Annotated in this window: 15 protein-coding genes, 1 tRNA gene and 1 riboswitch; of the genes, 6 read left to right on the top strand and 10 right to left on the bottom strand. The window is 70.6% G+C overall.

All coding sequences use genetic code 11. The annotated features are described in order from the left end of the window. Positions 1 to 27: 27 nt before the first annotated feature. Positions 28 to 1,401 (bottom strand): DUF445 domain-containing protein, encoded by a 1,374-nt coding sequence (locus tag AB0F04_RS06540; protein ID WP_362038410.1) that lies wholly within the window; start codon positions 1,399 to 1,401, stop codon positions 28 to 30. A 165-nt stretch (positions 1,402 to 1,566) separates the two neighbouring features. Between AB0F04_RS06540 and AB0F04_RS06545 the strand changes: the two genes are divergently transcribed. After that, the gene (locus tag AB0F04_RS06545) at positions 1,567 to 2,901 is read left to right on the top strand and encodes an SGNH/GDSL hydrolase family protein (protein WP_362038412.1); all 1,335 of its coding nucleotides are present in this window, start codon (positions 1,567 to 1,569) and stop codon (positions 2,899 to 2,901) included. A gap of 102 nt (positions 2,902 to 3,003) precedes the next feature. Here AB0F04_RS06545 and AB0F04_RS06550 read toward each other — a convergent pair whose 3' ends face one another. The 4 genes from AB0F04_RS06550 to AB0F04_RS06565 are packed head-to-tail and all read right to left on the bottom strand — an operon-like array spanning position 3,004 to position 6,422. Then, on the bottom strand, positions 3,004 to 3,729 hold the full coding sequence (locus AB0F04_RS06550) for a DUF1707 domain-containing protein (RefSeq protein ID WP_362038413.1): 726 nt from the start codon (positions 3,727 to 3,729) through the stop codon (positions 3,004 to 3,006). Positions 3,730 to 3,762: 33 nt separating this feature from the next. Next, a complete protein-coding gene (locus AB0F04_RS06555; RefSeq protein WP_362038695.1) occupies positions 3,763 to 4,779 on the bottom strand; it encodes an ABC transporter ATP-binding protein in 1,017 nt (338 codons plus the stop codon). Positions 4,780 to 4,822: 43 nt separating this feature from the next. Beyond that, positions 4,823 to 5,644, bottom strand: coding sequence for an ABC transporter permease (locus AB0F04_RS06560; RefSeq protein WP_362038415.1), 822 nt, complete (start codon positions 5,642 to 5,644; stop codon positions 4,823 to 4,825). After that, on the bottom strand, positions 5,637 to 6,422 hold the full coding sequence (locus tag AB0F04_RS06565) for an ABC-2 family transporter protein (protein ID WP_362038697.1): 786 nt from the start codon (positions 6,420 to 6,422) through the stop codon (positions 5,637 to 5,639). The genes AB0F04_RS06560 and AB0F04_RS06565 overlap by 8 nt, the downstream gene beginning before the upstream one ends. A gap of 521 nt (positions 6,423 to 6,943) precedes the next feature. On the opposite strand from AB0F04_RS06565, the gene AB0F04_RS06570 reads away from it, so the two are divergent. After that, positions 6,944 to 9,355, top strand: coding sequence for a transglycosylase domain-containing protein (locus AB0F04_RS06570; RefSeq protein WP_362038417.1), 2,412 nt, complete (start codon positions 6,944 to 6,946; stop codon positions 9,353 to 9,355). Positions 9,356 to 9,367: 12 nt separating this feature from the next. Here the strand turns inward: AB0F04_RS06570 and AB0F04_RS06575 are convergent, their stop codons facing one another. The 3 genes from AB0F04_RS06575 to AB0F04_RS06585 form a co-directional block, all read right to left on the bottom strand. Further along, complete coding sequence (locus AB0F04_RS06575; RefSeq protein WP_362038418.1) at positions 9,368 to 9,688, bottom strand: multidrug efflux SMR transporter; 321 nt, start codon at positions 9,686 to 9,688, stop codon at positions 9,368 to 9,370. Positions 9,689 to 9,722: 34 nt separating this feature from the next. Beyond that, positions 9,723 to 9,791: riboswitch (guanidine-III (ykkC-III) riboswitch) on the bottom strand. Positions 9,792 to 9,855: 64 nt separating this feature from the next. Beyond that, positions 9,856 to 10,212 (bottom strand): co-chaperone GroES, encoded by a 357-nt coding sequence (locus AB0F04_RS06580; RefSeq protein WP_104779699.1) that lies wholly within the window; start codon positions 10,210 to 10,212, stop codon positions 9,856 to 9,858. Positions 10,213 to 10,254: 42 nt separating this feature from the next. Further along, complete coding sequence (locus AB0F04_RS06585; protein ID WP_362038421.1) at positions 10,255 to 10,584, bottom strand: DUF3618 domain-containing protein; 330 nt, start codon at positions 10,582 to 10,584, stop codon at positions 10,255 to 10,257. 96 nt (positions 10,585 to 10,680) lie between these two features. On the opposite strand from AB0F04_RS06585, the gene bcp reads away from it, so the two are divergent. The 4 genes from bcp (at position 10,681) to AB0F04_RS06605 (ending at position 12,877) form a co-directional block, all read left to right on the top strand. After that, positions 10,681 to 11,148 carry a thioredoxin-dependent thiol peroxidase gene (bcp, locus tag AB0F04_RS06590; RefSeq protein ID WP_362038424.1) on the top strand — a complete coding sequence of 156 codons (468 nt, stop codon included), beginning with the start codon at positions 10,681 to 10,683 and terminating at the stop codon, positions 11,146 to 11,148. Positions 11,149 to 11,304: 156 nt separating this feature from the next. Further along, complete coding sequence (locus AB0F04_RS06595; protein WP_362038426.1) at positions 11,305 to 11,928, top strand: HNH endonuclease; 624 nt, start codon at positions 11,305 to 11,307, stop codon at positions 11,926 to 11,928. Beyond that, positions 11,925 to 12,791 carry an HNH endonuclease gene (locus AB0F04_RS06600; RefSeq protein ID WP_362038427.1) on the top strand — a complete coding sequence of 289 codons (867 nt, stop codon included), beginning with the start codon at positions 11,925 to 11,927 and terminating at the stop codon, positions 12,789 to 12,791. The genes AB0F04_RS06595 and AB0F04_RS06600 overlap by 4 nt, the downstream gene beginning before the upstream one ends. A gap of 9 nt (positions 12,792 to 12,800) precedes the next feature. Further along, positions 12,801 to 12,877 (top strand) — tRNA-Leu (locus tag AB0F04_RS06605). A gap of 58 nt (positions 12,878 to 12,935) precedes the next feature. Here the strand turns inward: AB0F04_RS06605 and rdgB are convergent. Then, on the bottom strand, positions 12,936 to 13,538 hold the full coding sequence (rdgB, locus tag AB0F04_RS06610) for an RdgB/HAM1 family non-canonical purine NTP pyrophosphatase (RefSeq protein ID WP_362038429.1): 603 nt from the start codon (positions 13,536 to 13,538) through the stop codon (positions 12,936 to 12,938). Between the two features lie 98 nt (positions 13,539 to 13,636). Continuing rightward, on the bottom strand, positions 13,637 to 14,035 hold the full coding sequence (locus AB0F04_RS06615; RefSeq protein ID WP_362038432.1) for a hypothetical protein: 399 nt from the start codon (positions 14,033 to 14,035) through the stop codon (positions 13,637 to 13,639). Between the last annotated feature and the right edge of the window lie 64 nt (positions 14,036 to 14,099).

Raw genomic sequence — 14,099 nt, forward strand, 5'->3', positions numbered from 1 at the left:
TGACCGGCTTCTCTTACGCCCGGGGCTTCACGCGCCCAGCGCGTGCGACACCGTGTGGATCAGCAGCCCGGCCAGCGAGCCGACGACCGTGCCGTTGATGCGGATGAACTGCAGGTCGCGCCCGATGTTGGCCTCGATCTTCTTCGTGGTGTGCTCGGCGTCCCAGCTCGCCACCGTGTCGGTGATCAGGGAGGTGATCTCCTTGCGGTAGGTGGTGACGACGTAGACGGCTGCGTCCTCCACCCACTGGTCGACCTTGTCCTGCACCTTGCGCTCGCGCGCCATCCGGGAGCCCAGCGACAGCAGGGACGCCCGTACCCGCAGCCGCAGCTCGCTGCGCTCGTCCTCGGCCGCCGAGACGATCATGGATCGTACGGCCGTCCAGGCGCTGGCGATGAGGTCCTGGACCTCGCCGCGGCCCAGGACCTCGCCCTTGAGCCGCTCGACGCGGGCGCGGGTGTCGGTGTCGGACTGGAGGTCGCCCGCGAAGTCGCTGAGGAAGCGGTCCAGGGCGCTGCGCGCCGGGTGGCCGGGCATGTCGCGCATCTCGGTGGCGAAGCGCAGCAGTTCCCGGTAGACGCGCTCGCCGACCTTCCGGTCGACGAACTTCGGCGTCCAGCCCGGGGCACCGCCCTCCACGGCGTCCATCACCTCGTCGCGGTGCAGCACGAGCCAGTCGTGCGCTCGGGTGACGATCAGGTCGACGACGCGTTTGTGACCGCCGTCGGCGACGACCTTCTCCAGCATCTTGCCGATGCCGGGTCCGATCTCCTGGGCGTTCGCACGGCGGGTGATGGCCTCACCGACGACGGCCTGCACGTCGGAGTCGCGCAGGACCGTCAGGGCGCCGCGCAGGGCGGTGGACAGCTCGGCGGTGACCCGGTCGGCGTGTTCGGGGACCGCGAGCCAGGCGCCCAGGCGGCTGCCGATGCCGACGGCGCGCAGCCGCTGCCGTACGACGTCCTCGGAGAGGAAGTTCTCGCCGACGAACTCGCCCAGGGAGACGCCGAGCTGGTCCTTCTTGGTGGGGATGATCGCGGTGTGCGGGATGGGGATGCCGAGGGGGTGGCGGAAGAGGGCGGTGACGGCGAACCAGTCGGCGAGCGCGCCGACCATGCCGGCCTCGGAGGCGGCGGCGACATAGGCCGCCCAGGTCCCGGCGCCGGAGTTGTGCGCCCAGGTGGACAGGACGTAGACCAGCGCCACGAACACGAGAAGTCCCGTGGCGGTGAGCTTCATTCGGCGTACGCCGCGCTGTTTCTCCTGGTCCGCAGGGCTGAAGGTCGTCATCGCGCGGTTCACGGCGGCGCCGGGGCGGGCATGCTGCCCTCCGGCACCGGCACCCTTTTCCGCTGCTTTCGTCTGTTCCATCCGCTCCACCCGCTCGGTGATCCCGCACACACATTGTCCCTTCCTGACCGACTCCTGGAACGGAACAGCAGTTCCCGGCGTCTGTCGGAAGGGGTAATGCCACGGGGTGCTGTGAGCTTCCCCCGGCCCATGCCGCATCATGGGCACATCAGATCGGAGCCTTGGGCTCCCATCGCCCGAGGAGAACTGAACAGCATGACCCGAGGACGTGGCTACGCCCTCCTGGCCCTGGTCGTCGCAGCGATCGTGGGCCTTTCCACCGCCATATACGTCGGCGTGGCGTCCGACGACGGCCTGCGCATCCGCAACGCCCTCGGCGACGGCCGCGCCCCCCACAACTCCGCCGCCCCCGCCTCCACCGGCACCTGGGTCGGCACCTGGTCCGCATCTCCCTCCGCCGCCGAACCCGGCACCGAGACCACGGGCATGGCGGACCGTTCGGTACGCAACGTCGTCCACACCAGCGTCGGCGGTACGAGTGCCCGCGTCACGCTTTCCAATCTCTACGGCCAGTCGCCGCTGAGCATCACGCGGGCGACGATCGCCGTCTCCGCGGGCAGCGGCACGCCGGCCGCACTCGCCGACACCATGCGGCAGCTGACCTTCGGCGGCGGCCCCACGGTCGTCGTCCCGCCCGGCCGGCAGGTCATGAGCGACGCGGTACGGGTCGTCGTCCCGCACGACTCCGACGTCCTGATCACCACCTACACGCCCACCAGCTCCGGCCCGGTGACCTACCACCGGCACGCCCGGCAGACCTCCTACGTCGCCCAGGGCGACCACGCGCAGGACGCCACGGGCACGCCGTACACCGAGCGGACCGGCTCCTGGCGTTACCTGACGGCGCTGGACGTGCTGAGCAACGAGTCCGACGGCACGGTCGTCGCCCTCGGCGACTCCCTGACGGACGGCATCACCTCCACGCCCGACACCAACAGCCGCTGGACCGACGTGCTGTCCGACCGGCTGCGCTCCGAGATCGCCTCCGGGCGGGACCTGCCCCGCTACAGCGTGGTCAACCAGGGCATCAGCGGCAACCAGGTCCTCACCGACGGCCTGGGCCGCCCCGCGGACAACCCCAGCGGCCTGAACCGCTTCGGCCGGGACGTGCTGGAGCGGACGAACGTCAAGGTCGTCGTCATCGACCTCGGCGTCAACGACATCCTGCGCAACCCGCGCCTGGCCGACCCGAACGCGGTCCTCACCGGGCTGCGCACGCTGGTGGGACAGGCCCACGCGCGCGGCGTGAAGGTCGTCGGGGCGACGCTGATGCCGTTCCAGGGGCACCGCGGGTACACGGAAGCACGTGAGCAGGTCCGCCAGGCCATCAACGCGCAGATCCGCGCCGGGCGGGTGTACGACGCCGTGGCCGACTTCGACCAGGCGCTGCGCGACCCGTACAACCCGCGGCGGCTTCGGCCCGACTACGACTCGGGCGACCATCTGCACCCCAGCGACAAGGGGTACGCGCGAATGGCGGAGTCCTTCGACCTGTCGACGCTGAAGGGGTCGGCGCCGGCGGAGCTGTAGCCCTTCCCGCCCTGTGCCCGCCGTCTGCCGCAGACGGCGGGCACACCGCTGCCGGGGCGGCGCTCACGCGCCGAGCCGCGGCGGCCGACCGGCCGCCGGGCCTCAGTGTCCGCCGTGCCGGTGCCGGCGGGGCCGCTCGTCCAGCTGCGCCCGCTCCGCCCGCCGCTCCAGCTTCTCCTGGCGGCGTTCCTCACGGACCCGCAGCTTCTCCGCGCGGGTCAGCTTGCGCTGGACCCCCACGCCGCCCCACAGCGCGAACCCGGTCACGATCACCCGCGGTGCGCCCGGCTCGCCCGGCACGCCCTCCTCGCCGTGGTCGAAACCGCCCATGACGCCGATGCCGCGGACGACGACCTCGACCCCGGGCGGCACGATCACATCCACCCCGCCCATGATCGCGATCGCGTTGATCTCGACCTCGCGGTCCGCGAAGGACGCCTCGCGCAGGTCGATCTCCCCGCCGCCCCAGAAGGCGAGGCAGGTGAACCGCCGGGGCATCGTCCAGTGCCCCTTGCGCTGGAAGCCGGACATGACGGCGACGGCCCACGTGGAGGTGCCCTCGCCGCCGACGATCCGCCCGGACCAGTCCGGCCCGGCGGCCGCGTCCTTCGTCAGGGACACCGACGGCACGGTGACACCCGCGGCCGGCAGGTCCCGGGTGATCGGCGCCAACTCCCCATAGGTGCGCGCCTTGTACGTCGCGTCCAGCCGCTCCTCGAACTCCTCCATGTCCAGGCGCCCCTCCGCGAGGGCGTCCCGCAGGATCTCGGCGACCTGCTCACGGTCGGCGTCGGAGGCGCGAAGGTCCGGGACGGCGTCGTCGGTCATACACAGCAGATTACGAGTTCACCGCGCCGGGGGCTACGAGATCGCCCGCTCGGCCTGATCCGGCGGGCTCCCGGGGGTGTCCCCCGACGTGTGCAGCATCTTCGCGATCACCGCCTCGATGTCCGGCTCCCGCACCGACAGGTCCACCAGCGGGTACGCGGCGGCGATCCGCGCCACGAGCGGAGCCGCCGACTCCCCCGCCGGGAACGCCAGCCACTGCCGCGGACCGTCCACCCGCACGACCCGCGCGGGCGCCGGCGCCTCGATCGGCGGCAGTTCCCGCTCCAGGTCCACGACCAGGATCCGCTCGCTGTCCCCCGCCTCGTGCAACCCGGCGAGCGGACCGTCGTACATCAGGCGCCCGTGGTCGATGACCATCACCCGCCGGCACAACTGCTCGATGTCCTGCAGGTCGTGCGTCGTCAGCAGCACCGTCGTGCCGCGCTCGGCGTTCAACTCCCGCAGGAAGTCCCGCACCTTCGACTTGGAGACGACGTCGAGACCGATGGTCGGCTCGTCGAGGTACAGCACCTCCGGGTCGTGCAGCAGCGCCGCCACGATGTCACCGCGCATCCGCTGGCCGAGGGAGAGCTGGCGCACCGGCACGTCCAGCAGGTCGCCCATGTCCAGGAGTTGGACCAGCCGGTCGAGGTTCTCCCGGTAACGGGCGTCCGGGATCCGGTACATGCGGTGCATCAGCCGGTAGGAGTCCAGCAGCGGCAGGTCCCACCACAGCGTGGTGCGCTGCCCGAACACCACGCCGATCCGGTGCGCCAGGCGCGTCCGCTCCCGGGAGGGGTCGATGCCGGCCACCCGCAGCCGGCCCGCGCTGGGCGTGAGGATGCCGGTCAGCATCTTGATCGTGGTGGACTTGCCGGCGCCGTTCGGGCCGATGTAGCCGACCATCTCACCGCGTTCCACACGGAAGGAGATCGCGTCGACGGCCCGCACCTGCCGCCGCTCCCGCTTCATGAAGCCGGTCTTCTTGCGCACCTCGAAGACCTTCTCGACACCGTCGACTTCGATGAACCCGCTCTGCTGTTCGGGCAACCCGCTCCGCGGTCCGCCGAACCCGCTCTCCGACCCGGTCAACTCAACTCCCTGTACTCCGGTAGGAACGAAGCCCCGTCCGCCACGCCAGCCCGGCCAGCGCACAGCACGCCACCGCCACCACCGGCGAGGCGAACGCCGCCCAGCCGGGCAGGGCGACCGGGTACGGCCGCCCCAGCACATGGGCGGCGGGCACCCAGTTGACGAAGGCCAGCGGCAGCATGAAGGTCACGCCCCGCACCAGGTCCTTGCCGAACACCGACGGCGGATACTGCAACAGCGTCGTCCCGCCGTAGGTGAACGCGTTCTGCACCTCGGCGGCGTCCTGGGCGTAGATCTGGAAGGCCGCGCCCGCCACGAACACCGCCGAGAAGATCGCCGCGCCGCTGACCACCATCACCGGCACCAGCAGCACCTTCGCCGCGCTCCAGTCGACGTCCACCGACACCAGCGCCCAGCCCAGCACCACCGCGCCCTGGGTGATCCGGCCCAGCCGGCGCAGCGCGAACCGGTCGGCGCCGACCTGGGCCAGCACCGGCACCGGACGCACCAGCAGCGTGTCGAACGAGCCGTCACGCATCCGGGCACCCAGCACGTCCATCGAGCCGAGCACCAGATCGGCGATCCCGAACGACGTCGCCGACAGCCCGTAGAGGAAGGCCACCTCGGGCAGCGACCAGCCGCCCAGCGAGTCGACCTGCGAGAACATCAGCAGGATCCCCACGAAGTCCAGGGCGGTCACCGTCAGGTTGCCGAACACCGTGACGACGAAGGAGGTCCGGTAGGCCATGCTGGAGCGCACCCACATCCCGGCGATCAGCCGGTAGGCCCGCACCCCCTCCCGCAGGACACCGCCCTCAGCCACCCTGCACCACCACCCGCCGCGTCGCCGCCGACTGCAGCAGCCGCCCCGCCGCCAGCAGCGCCACCGCCCACGCCGCCTGGAAGGCGAACGCCCGCAGCGGGTCCGTCTCCCCCATCAGCACGTCCGCCGGCATCTGGATCTGCGCCGCCCACGGCAGCACCCGCACCACCTCGCCGAACACACCCGGGAAGGCGTTCAGCGGCAGCACCATGCCCGAGAAGAAGATCCCCGTGATCACCAGCACCTGGTTGACGCCCATGCCGTCGAGCAGCCAGAACACGCTCAGCGCCGCCAGATAGCGGATCGCGAAACTCACGAGCGCCGCCAGCAGCAACGTGACCACGAAGGCCGCCCACGGGGTGACCGACGTCGGCAGCGCCATCGGGAAGAAGAGCGCGCCGAACAGGAACGGGACCACACCCCGCCCCAGCATCTGGAACAACGCCCGCCCCACGTCCCCCGCCAGCCACCACAGTTGAAGATCGGCCGGCCGGTACAGATCGACGGCGATCTCACCCGTGCGGATGCGGTCCATCAGGTCCTTCTCGGCTCCCCCGCCCTGGATCGCCAGCGTCGCGTAGAGGCACTGACCCAGCCAGACGTAGGTCACCGCCTGCGCCTGGTCGTACCCCCCGAGATGCGGCCTCTGGTCCCACAGGGCCAGATAGGTGTGGACGAGGATGACGCCGAAGACCGTGTTGGTGAACACCCCGGCCAGCGTGGCCGCCCGATACGTCGCGTACCGCCTGAAACCCCCCGCCGCGACGGCCGCGTACAACCGTCCCGAGCCCACATCCACAGCCCTCCTCGCCGCCCGGCACCGAAGCGCAGGAGCCTAGTGGCCCGCTGAACGGGCGTGCCACGCATTTTCGGGGGGCGGCGGGAGCGCCGCGGGGCGAGTGCGCACCGGCCCAGACGGTACGATCCGTTGCGTCCGCGCCCTTCGGGCGACGACGCCGCTTTCGCAACAGACCCTGGCGCCGTGGCCGGGGCGAGCAGCGTGACGGCGGTGCCGGCCGGGCGGAACGTGGGAGCCGTCGCGATCCACGGCCGGGTCCCCCTTCGGGCGAACGACACGCAGGCGGGATCACGATTCGGGCAGGAGTGCGGAGCACCGCGTTTGGCCCTGTGCCCGCCCGCGCACCCGCCCGCACGCGGCCCGCCTCACCGCACGGCTCACAGCCCGGCCCTCGATCAGGGAACTGATCAACGGATGGGACAGTCTTCACCACAGGGGCGCAAGAGCGAGCAGAGACGTACGGAACGACGTACGACGCGAAACAGGAGTCCGTGCACGACATGAGTGACGAGCCTCAGCCGCAGCAGCCGAATCCGGGCTGGGCATCGAGAGAGCCGCAGACGGACGCCGACGGCGACCCGGGCACGCCCGCGGGCACGGCGGCCGGGAAGCCGAAGCGGACCGGCTGGCGCCGGGCGATCCCGACCTGGCGCATGACGCTCGGCGGCCTCATCGTCGTCGTGCTGCTGCTGGCCGGCGGCTTCTTCCTGGGCTACTCGCTGGTGAAGATCCCACCGGCCAACGCGCTCGCCACCAAGCAGGCCAACGTCTACCTCTACGCGGACGGCTCCGTGATCGCCCGCGACGGCGAGGTCAACCGGGAGAACGTCACCCTCCCGCAGATCTCCAAGGACGCCCAGCACGCGATCCTGGCCGCCGAGGACCGCGACTTCTACACGGAGTCCGCCGTCGACCCCAAGGCCATGGTCCGCGCCGCCTGGAACACCGCCCTCGGCAAGGGCAAGCAGTCCGGCTCGACCATCACCCAGCAGTACGTGAAGAACTACTACCTGCGCCAGGAACAGACCGTCACGCGCAAGGCCAAGGAGTTCTTCATCGCGATCAAGCTGGACCGCGAGGTCAGCAAGGACCACATCCTCGAGGGCTACCTCAACACCAGCTACTTCGGCCGCAACGCCTACGGCATCCAGGCCGCCGCCCAGGCCTACTACGGCATGGACGCCAAGGACCTCGACCCGGCCCGCGCCGCCTACCTCGCCGCGCTCGTCAACGCGCCCAGCCAGTTCGACGTCGTCGCCCACCCCGAGAACCGCAAGGCCGCCGAGTCCCGCTGGAACTACGTCCTGGACGGCATGGTCAAGAAGGGCTGGCTCAGCGCCTCGGAGCGCACCGGCATGAAGTTCCCCGTGCCGAAGGAGTCCACCCTCTCCACCGGCATGTCCGGCCAGCGCGGCTACATCGTCCGGATCGTCAAGGACTACCTGACCCAGAACAAGATCATCGAAGAGAGCAAGCTCGACGCCGGCGGCTACCGCATCACCACGACCCTGCAGAAGGACAAGCAGGACGCGTTCGTGAAGGCCGTCAACGACAAGCTGATGTCCAAGCTCGACAAGAAGAACAACAAGGTCGACACCTACGTCCGCGCCGGCGGCGCCTCCGTCGACCCCAAGACCGGCAAGGTCGTGGCGATGTACAACGGCATCGACTACGTCAAGCAGTACACCCCCAACGCCACCCGCAGGGACTTCCAGGTCGGCTCCACCTTCAAGCCCTTCGTGTTCACCGCCGCCGTCGAGAACCACTCCGAGACGCAGGACGGCCGCGTCATCACCCCGAACACCATCTACGACGGCACCAACAAGCGCCCCGTCCAGGGCTGGACCGGCGACCCCTACGCCCCCGAGAACGAGGACCAGCGCTCCTACGGCGACATCACCGTCACCGAGGCCACCGACAGCTCCGTGAACTCGGTGTACGCGCAGATGGCCGCCGACGTCGGCCCCGCCGAGGTCAAGCAGACCGCGATCGACCTCGGCATCCCCGAGGCCACCCCCGACCTCGCCGACGGCCCCGCCATCGCGCTCGGCACCGCCACGGCCAGCGTCCTCGACATGGCGGAGGCCTACGCCACCCTCGCCAACCACGGCCGGCACGGCACGTACACGATCGTCGACAAGGTCACCAAGGAGGGCACGCCCATCGAGCTGCCCGAACGGCGCACCCGGCAGGCCGTCAGCCGCGAGGCCGCCGACACCACCACCTCGATGCTGCAGAGCGTCGTCCAGAACGGCACGGCCTCCGCCGCGCAGGCCGCCGGCCGCCCCGTCGCCGGCAAGACCGGCACCGCCGAGGAGGACACCGCGGCCTGGTTCGCGGGCTACACCCCCGACCTCGCCACCGTCGTCTCCGTCATGGGCCAGGACCCGGTCACCGCCGCCCACAAGTCGCTGTACCGCGCCATGGGCCTGCCCCGCATCAACGGCGGCGGCGCACCCGCCGAGATCTGGACGCAGTTCACCCAGGACGCCCTCAAGGGCAAGCCCGTCAAGGAGTTCGACCTCAGGCTCCAGCCCGGATCCGACGTCTCGCAGGCCCCCAGCAGCCAGGCCCCGGCCGACCCGAGCGCCTCCGCCACCACCGACGGCGGCACGACCACCGGCGGCGAGGAGACCGGCACCCAGGCGCCCGAGCAGAGCCCCAGCGCCCCCGAGGGGCAGACCGAGGGCCAGACCGACGGCGGCACCACCGACGGCGGCACCGGCGGCCAGTCCCCCACCGGCGGCGGCACGGCGGACGGCGGCACCACCGACGGCGGCACGACGGACGGGGGCGCGACCGGCGGCGGCACGACCGAGGGCGGGGGCGGCGACACCACCGACGGCGGCGCGACGGGCGGCCCCACCGGCCCCGGCTGGGGCGTGGTCCCCCAGGGCGCACGCCGCGAGTAGCCGGGCGACGGCTCAGTGACCGCTGGTCGCCTTCAGCCCCACCACGGCGACCAGCAGCAGGCACACGAAGAAGATCCGGGCGGCGGTCGCCGGCTCACCCAGCACCGCCATCCCGAACACCGCCGCCCCGGCCGCGCCGATCCCCACCCACACGCCGTAGGCGGTACCGATGGGCAGGGTCCTGGCCGCCTGCGACAGCAGCAGCATGCTCGCCACGATGCCGGCGCCGGTGAGCACACTGGGCAGCGGACGCGTGAACCCGTCTGTGTACTTCATGCCGACGGACCACCCCACCTCGAGCAGACCGGCGACGACGAGCAGGAACCAGGCCACGACGGGCACCTCCGGGAAACGGGCTGACGGTGTCGGTGCGTCGTCTTTGCCTTGATCCCGGTACGGCGCGTCTCGTCGGGGGTTGCCTCCAACGTAGCAAAGGTCGTGGCGAAGGGGCCGGTGACCACCGTCACCGGCCCCTTCGCCACGACCTGGGCGCTACAGCCCTACAGGTACAGGCCCGTCGAGTCCTCGGCGCCCTCGAACCGGTCCGCGGCCACGGCGTGCAGATCACGCTCGCGCATCAGCACGTACGCGATCCCCCGCACCTCGACCTCGGCGCGGTCCTCCGGGTCGAACAGCACCCGGTCACCCGCCTCCACGGTCCGCACGTTCTGCCCCACCGCGACGACCTCGGCCCACGCCAGCCGCCGGCCGACCGCCGCCGTGGCGGGGATCAGGATGCCGCCGCCGGAACGCCGCTCGCCCTCGCTGGTGTCCTGCCGCACGAGTACGCGGTCGTGCAGCATCCGGATGGGCAGCTTGTCCGGATGGGTGCTCTGCTCGTTTCTCTTGGCGCTCACGCCCTGAAACCTACCTGTCTCCCGCCGAGGTACGCAGTCGGGTCAGCCCTTGCGCCGCCGGGTGCTGACCGCGAGCAGCCCGACCACTCCCACCACGACGAGCGCGACGGGCACGACCCGCTCGAGCCGGGGCGCGCCCTCCTCGTCCACGAACCGGGCGCGCACACCGGTGACGGCCCGGTTCACCTCCACGTAGGCCCGCCCGAGGGTGTGATCGATGTTGGACGCGACCTTGGCCTTGGCATCCCCGACGATCGTCTTCGGGTGCACCCGCACCCCGATCTCGTCGAGGGTCTCGGCCAGGGTCGCGCGGCGGCGCCTGATGTCCGCCTCGATCTGCGCCGGGGTCCTGGTGTCCGCCGTGTCCGCCACCGTGTCGCCTTTCGAAGTCGGTGTGAAGCCTGTGGGGGACAGTCTGTCAGCTCCACGGCTCATCACACTGTCAGCACCCCCGGTTACCCTGGCCGGATGAGCGAGCGACTCCAGCCGGGGGACGTGGCCCCCGCCTTCACCCTGCCCGACGCCGACGGCACCGAGGTGTCCCTGGCGGACCACAAGGGCCGCAAGGTCATCGTGTACTTCTACCCGGCCGCACTCACCCCGGGCTGCACGAAGCAGGCCTGCGACTTCACGGACAACCTGGAGCTGCTGGCGGGCGCGGGCTACGACGTCATCGGCATCTCCCCCGACAAGCCGGAGAAGCTGGCCAAGTTCCGCGAGAAGGAGTCCCTGAGGGTCACGCTGCTGGCCGACCCGGACAAGCAGGTGCTGGAGTCCTACGGCGCCTTCGGCGAGAAGAAGCTGTACGGCAAGACGGTCGTCGGCGTCATCCGCTCCACGATCGTCGTGGACGAGGAGGGCAAGGTCGAACGCGCCCTGTACAACGTCAAGGCGACGGGCCACGTAGCCAAGATCATCAAGGACCTGGGGGTCTGAGACCCCACTGATCGTTCCCGAGAGCGGCTCGTACCGGTGAACCTCCGGTACGAGCCGTTCCGCATCCCGCCCGCATTTCGGGCGTGACGGTCCGATAAACGGTTCGTTACTCCGTGCGAGACCACGAACGGGTGGTCGGGGACGGAGGGGCGGTTCATGGGGGCCAGGTACACCCGCGAGCTACTGGAAGAAGCAGCCCGGACAACAGCGAACTGGGACGACGCCGTCCGTTGGTGCGGTGGCACACCCACCCCCGGCAGCAGACGCTATCTGCGCCAGAAGATGGCCGAAGCGGGCGTGGACGTCTCACACTTCCCGGCGCGGTGGGCCCGGCACACCGAAGAGAGACTCCGAGAGGTCGTGGCGGTCTCGACCAGCGTCAAAGAGGTGCTTCGCCGCCTGGGCATCAACCCGGTCGGGGGCAACCACACGCACATCGGACGCCGCATCGCGGCGCTGGGCATCGACACATCCCACTTCGCGACACCATCGCCAGGGTCCAGGCGCGCCCGAGGAGACCTGCTCAGCCTCGGGACACCACAGGCAGGCAGGATCCCGGGGAGGCGACTGCTTCGGCATCTGCTCCTTGTCGGAGTGCCGGAGTGCTGCGCGTTGTGTGGCACTGGACCCAGATGGAACGACAAGCCCCTCCGGCTTGAGGTCGACCACATCAACGGCGACTGGTGGGACAACCGCCCGGGGAACCTTCAGTTGCTCTGCCCCAACTGTCATGCCGTGACGGACACTTACCGGGGCCGCAGGCGGAGGGCCGCCACATGAAGAAGCCGAAGTACACACGGGAGCTCTTGACTCGGACTGCCGCCGAGGCGACCAGCATGGTCGACCTGATGCACATGCTGGGAGCGCCGATGGGAAGCGGACCTCGCTGCTATCTCAGCAAGCGGCTCCGGCACTACGGCATCGACACCTCCCACTTCCGTGAAGTGCCTCTGCCGGATCGAGAGCGGCGCCGGTACCCGCGAGAGCTGCTCAGCGAAGCCGCCGCCCATTCGAACAGCATCAGGGAGATGCTGGAGTACCTGGGTCTCCCCTCACGCGACAGCCCGTACGGCCACATCAGGAAGCAGTTGGACAAGTTCGGGATCGACACCTCACACTTCACCAGCGGGCGCAGGTACGGCCCTGGCCTCCTTGCTCGCGCTGAACTGGCGGCTGCGGTGGAGTCCGCGACGAGTGTGGCCGGAGTCGTCGCCGCCCTCGGCCGAAGCGGCAGCGGTGCGGCTCGTGCGCTCGTGAAACGCAGCATCGAAGCACACGGCCTGTCGGTCGCCCACTTCACCGGGCAGGGACACTACCGGGGTAGCCGTTCCCCGAACCGCAAACCACCAGCCGAGATTTTGGTCCGGCGCCCTCCCGGACGCCCCCGTACAAAGACGGTCCTGCTCAGGCGCGCCCTTGACGACCTCGGCGTACCGCATGCCTGCGCCGAGTGCGGAACCGGGGACAGATGGCAGGGCAGAAGGCTGGTCCTGGAGATTGATCACATCAACGGCGACCGCCTCGACAACCGCCGGGAGAACCTGCGCTATCTCTGCCCGTCTTGCCACAGCCAGACGAGAACACATTCCAGAGGTTCGCGCGGTCTTACCCTCCCGCCGCAGCCGGTCGCTGAGGACCAGTAAGGTGTACGTGGGGCCGTAGCCCAATTTTGGCAGGAGGCACCACTTTTAGGTAGTGGACAGTGCGAGTTCGAGTCTCGTCGGCCCCACACCAGGGCGCGGCGCCCAGCTGGGCGCCGCGCCCTTTCCATGTGCTTGCCTGGCTCTTCAGCCCAACAGCTCCCGCACCACCGGCACCAACGCCCGGAACGCCTTCCCCCGGTGGCTGATCGCGTTCTTCTCCTGGGGAGTCAGCTCCGCGCAGGTGCGCGATTCGCCGTCCGGCTGGAGGATCGGGTCGTAGCCGAAGCCGCCGGAGCCCGTGGGCTCGTGGCGGAGGGTGCCGCGGAGTTGGCCCTCGACCACCCTTTCCGTGCCGTCGGGCAGGGCCAGGGCCGCCGCGCAGGCGAAGTGGGCTCCGCGGTGTTCCTCGGCGATGTCGGAGAGCTGGGCGAGCAGGAGGTCGAGGTTGGCCTTGTCGTCGCCGTGGCGGCCGGCCCAGCGGGCGGAGAAGATGCCGGGGGCGCCGTTGAGGACGTCGACGCAGAGGCCGGAGTCGTCGGCGACCGCGGGCAGGCCCGTGGCCCGGGCCAGTGCGTGGGCCTTGAGGAGGGCGTTCTCGGCGAACGTCACGCCCGTTTCCCTGACGTCGGGGATGTCGGGGTAGGCATCGGCGCCGACGAGTTCGTGGGGCAGCCCGGCTTCGGCGAGGATCGCGCGAAGTTCGGTGATCTTTCCGGCGTTACGGGTGGCGAGGATCAGGCGACTCATGGGCCCAGTATCGCCGGGCAGGATCGCGCCCCGTCAGGGGCGCGGGGAACTGCGCGGGCCGCCACGACGCACCCGCGCCCGGCCACCGCCCCGCAGTGCTACGGCGTGCACACCTTCGTCAACTCACCCGCCGCGTCGGTGACCGGGCTGATGTCGGGCGTCTCGTCGCCGTTCTTGATCGACGCGCGGACGTTGTCGACGGCCTTGTTCAGGTCGTCGACGGCCTTGCCGACGTCCGCGTTGTCGGTCTTGTCGCCGATCTTGCCGAGGTTCTCGTCGATGGAGTCGAGGGACTCGTCGAGCTGGGTGGGGTCGCCCGCCGCGCTGTCGACCGCCTGCTGGAGTTCCGTGACGCTGTCGGCGATGGCGTCGGCGGTCTGGACGCAGTCCAGTGCCTTGTCGACGGCGGCGCAGCCGGTGGTGAGTCCGGCGGTCAGCGCGACGGCCGCCAGGGTGGCGGCGACGGCTGCGGTGCGGCGTCGGCGGCTCGCGGCCATGGAGCGGTCCCTCTCGTTCGGTCGGGCCGGTCGGGCCCGCGGCTGGCCGGGCGCACAGGGGTGA

Source organism: Streptomyces sp. NPDC029041 (assembly GCF_040637515.1).
In the GTDB taxonomy this organism is placed as follows: domain Bacteria; phylum Actinomycetota; class Actinomycetes; order Streptomycetales; family Streptomycetaceae; genus Streptomyces.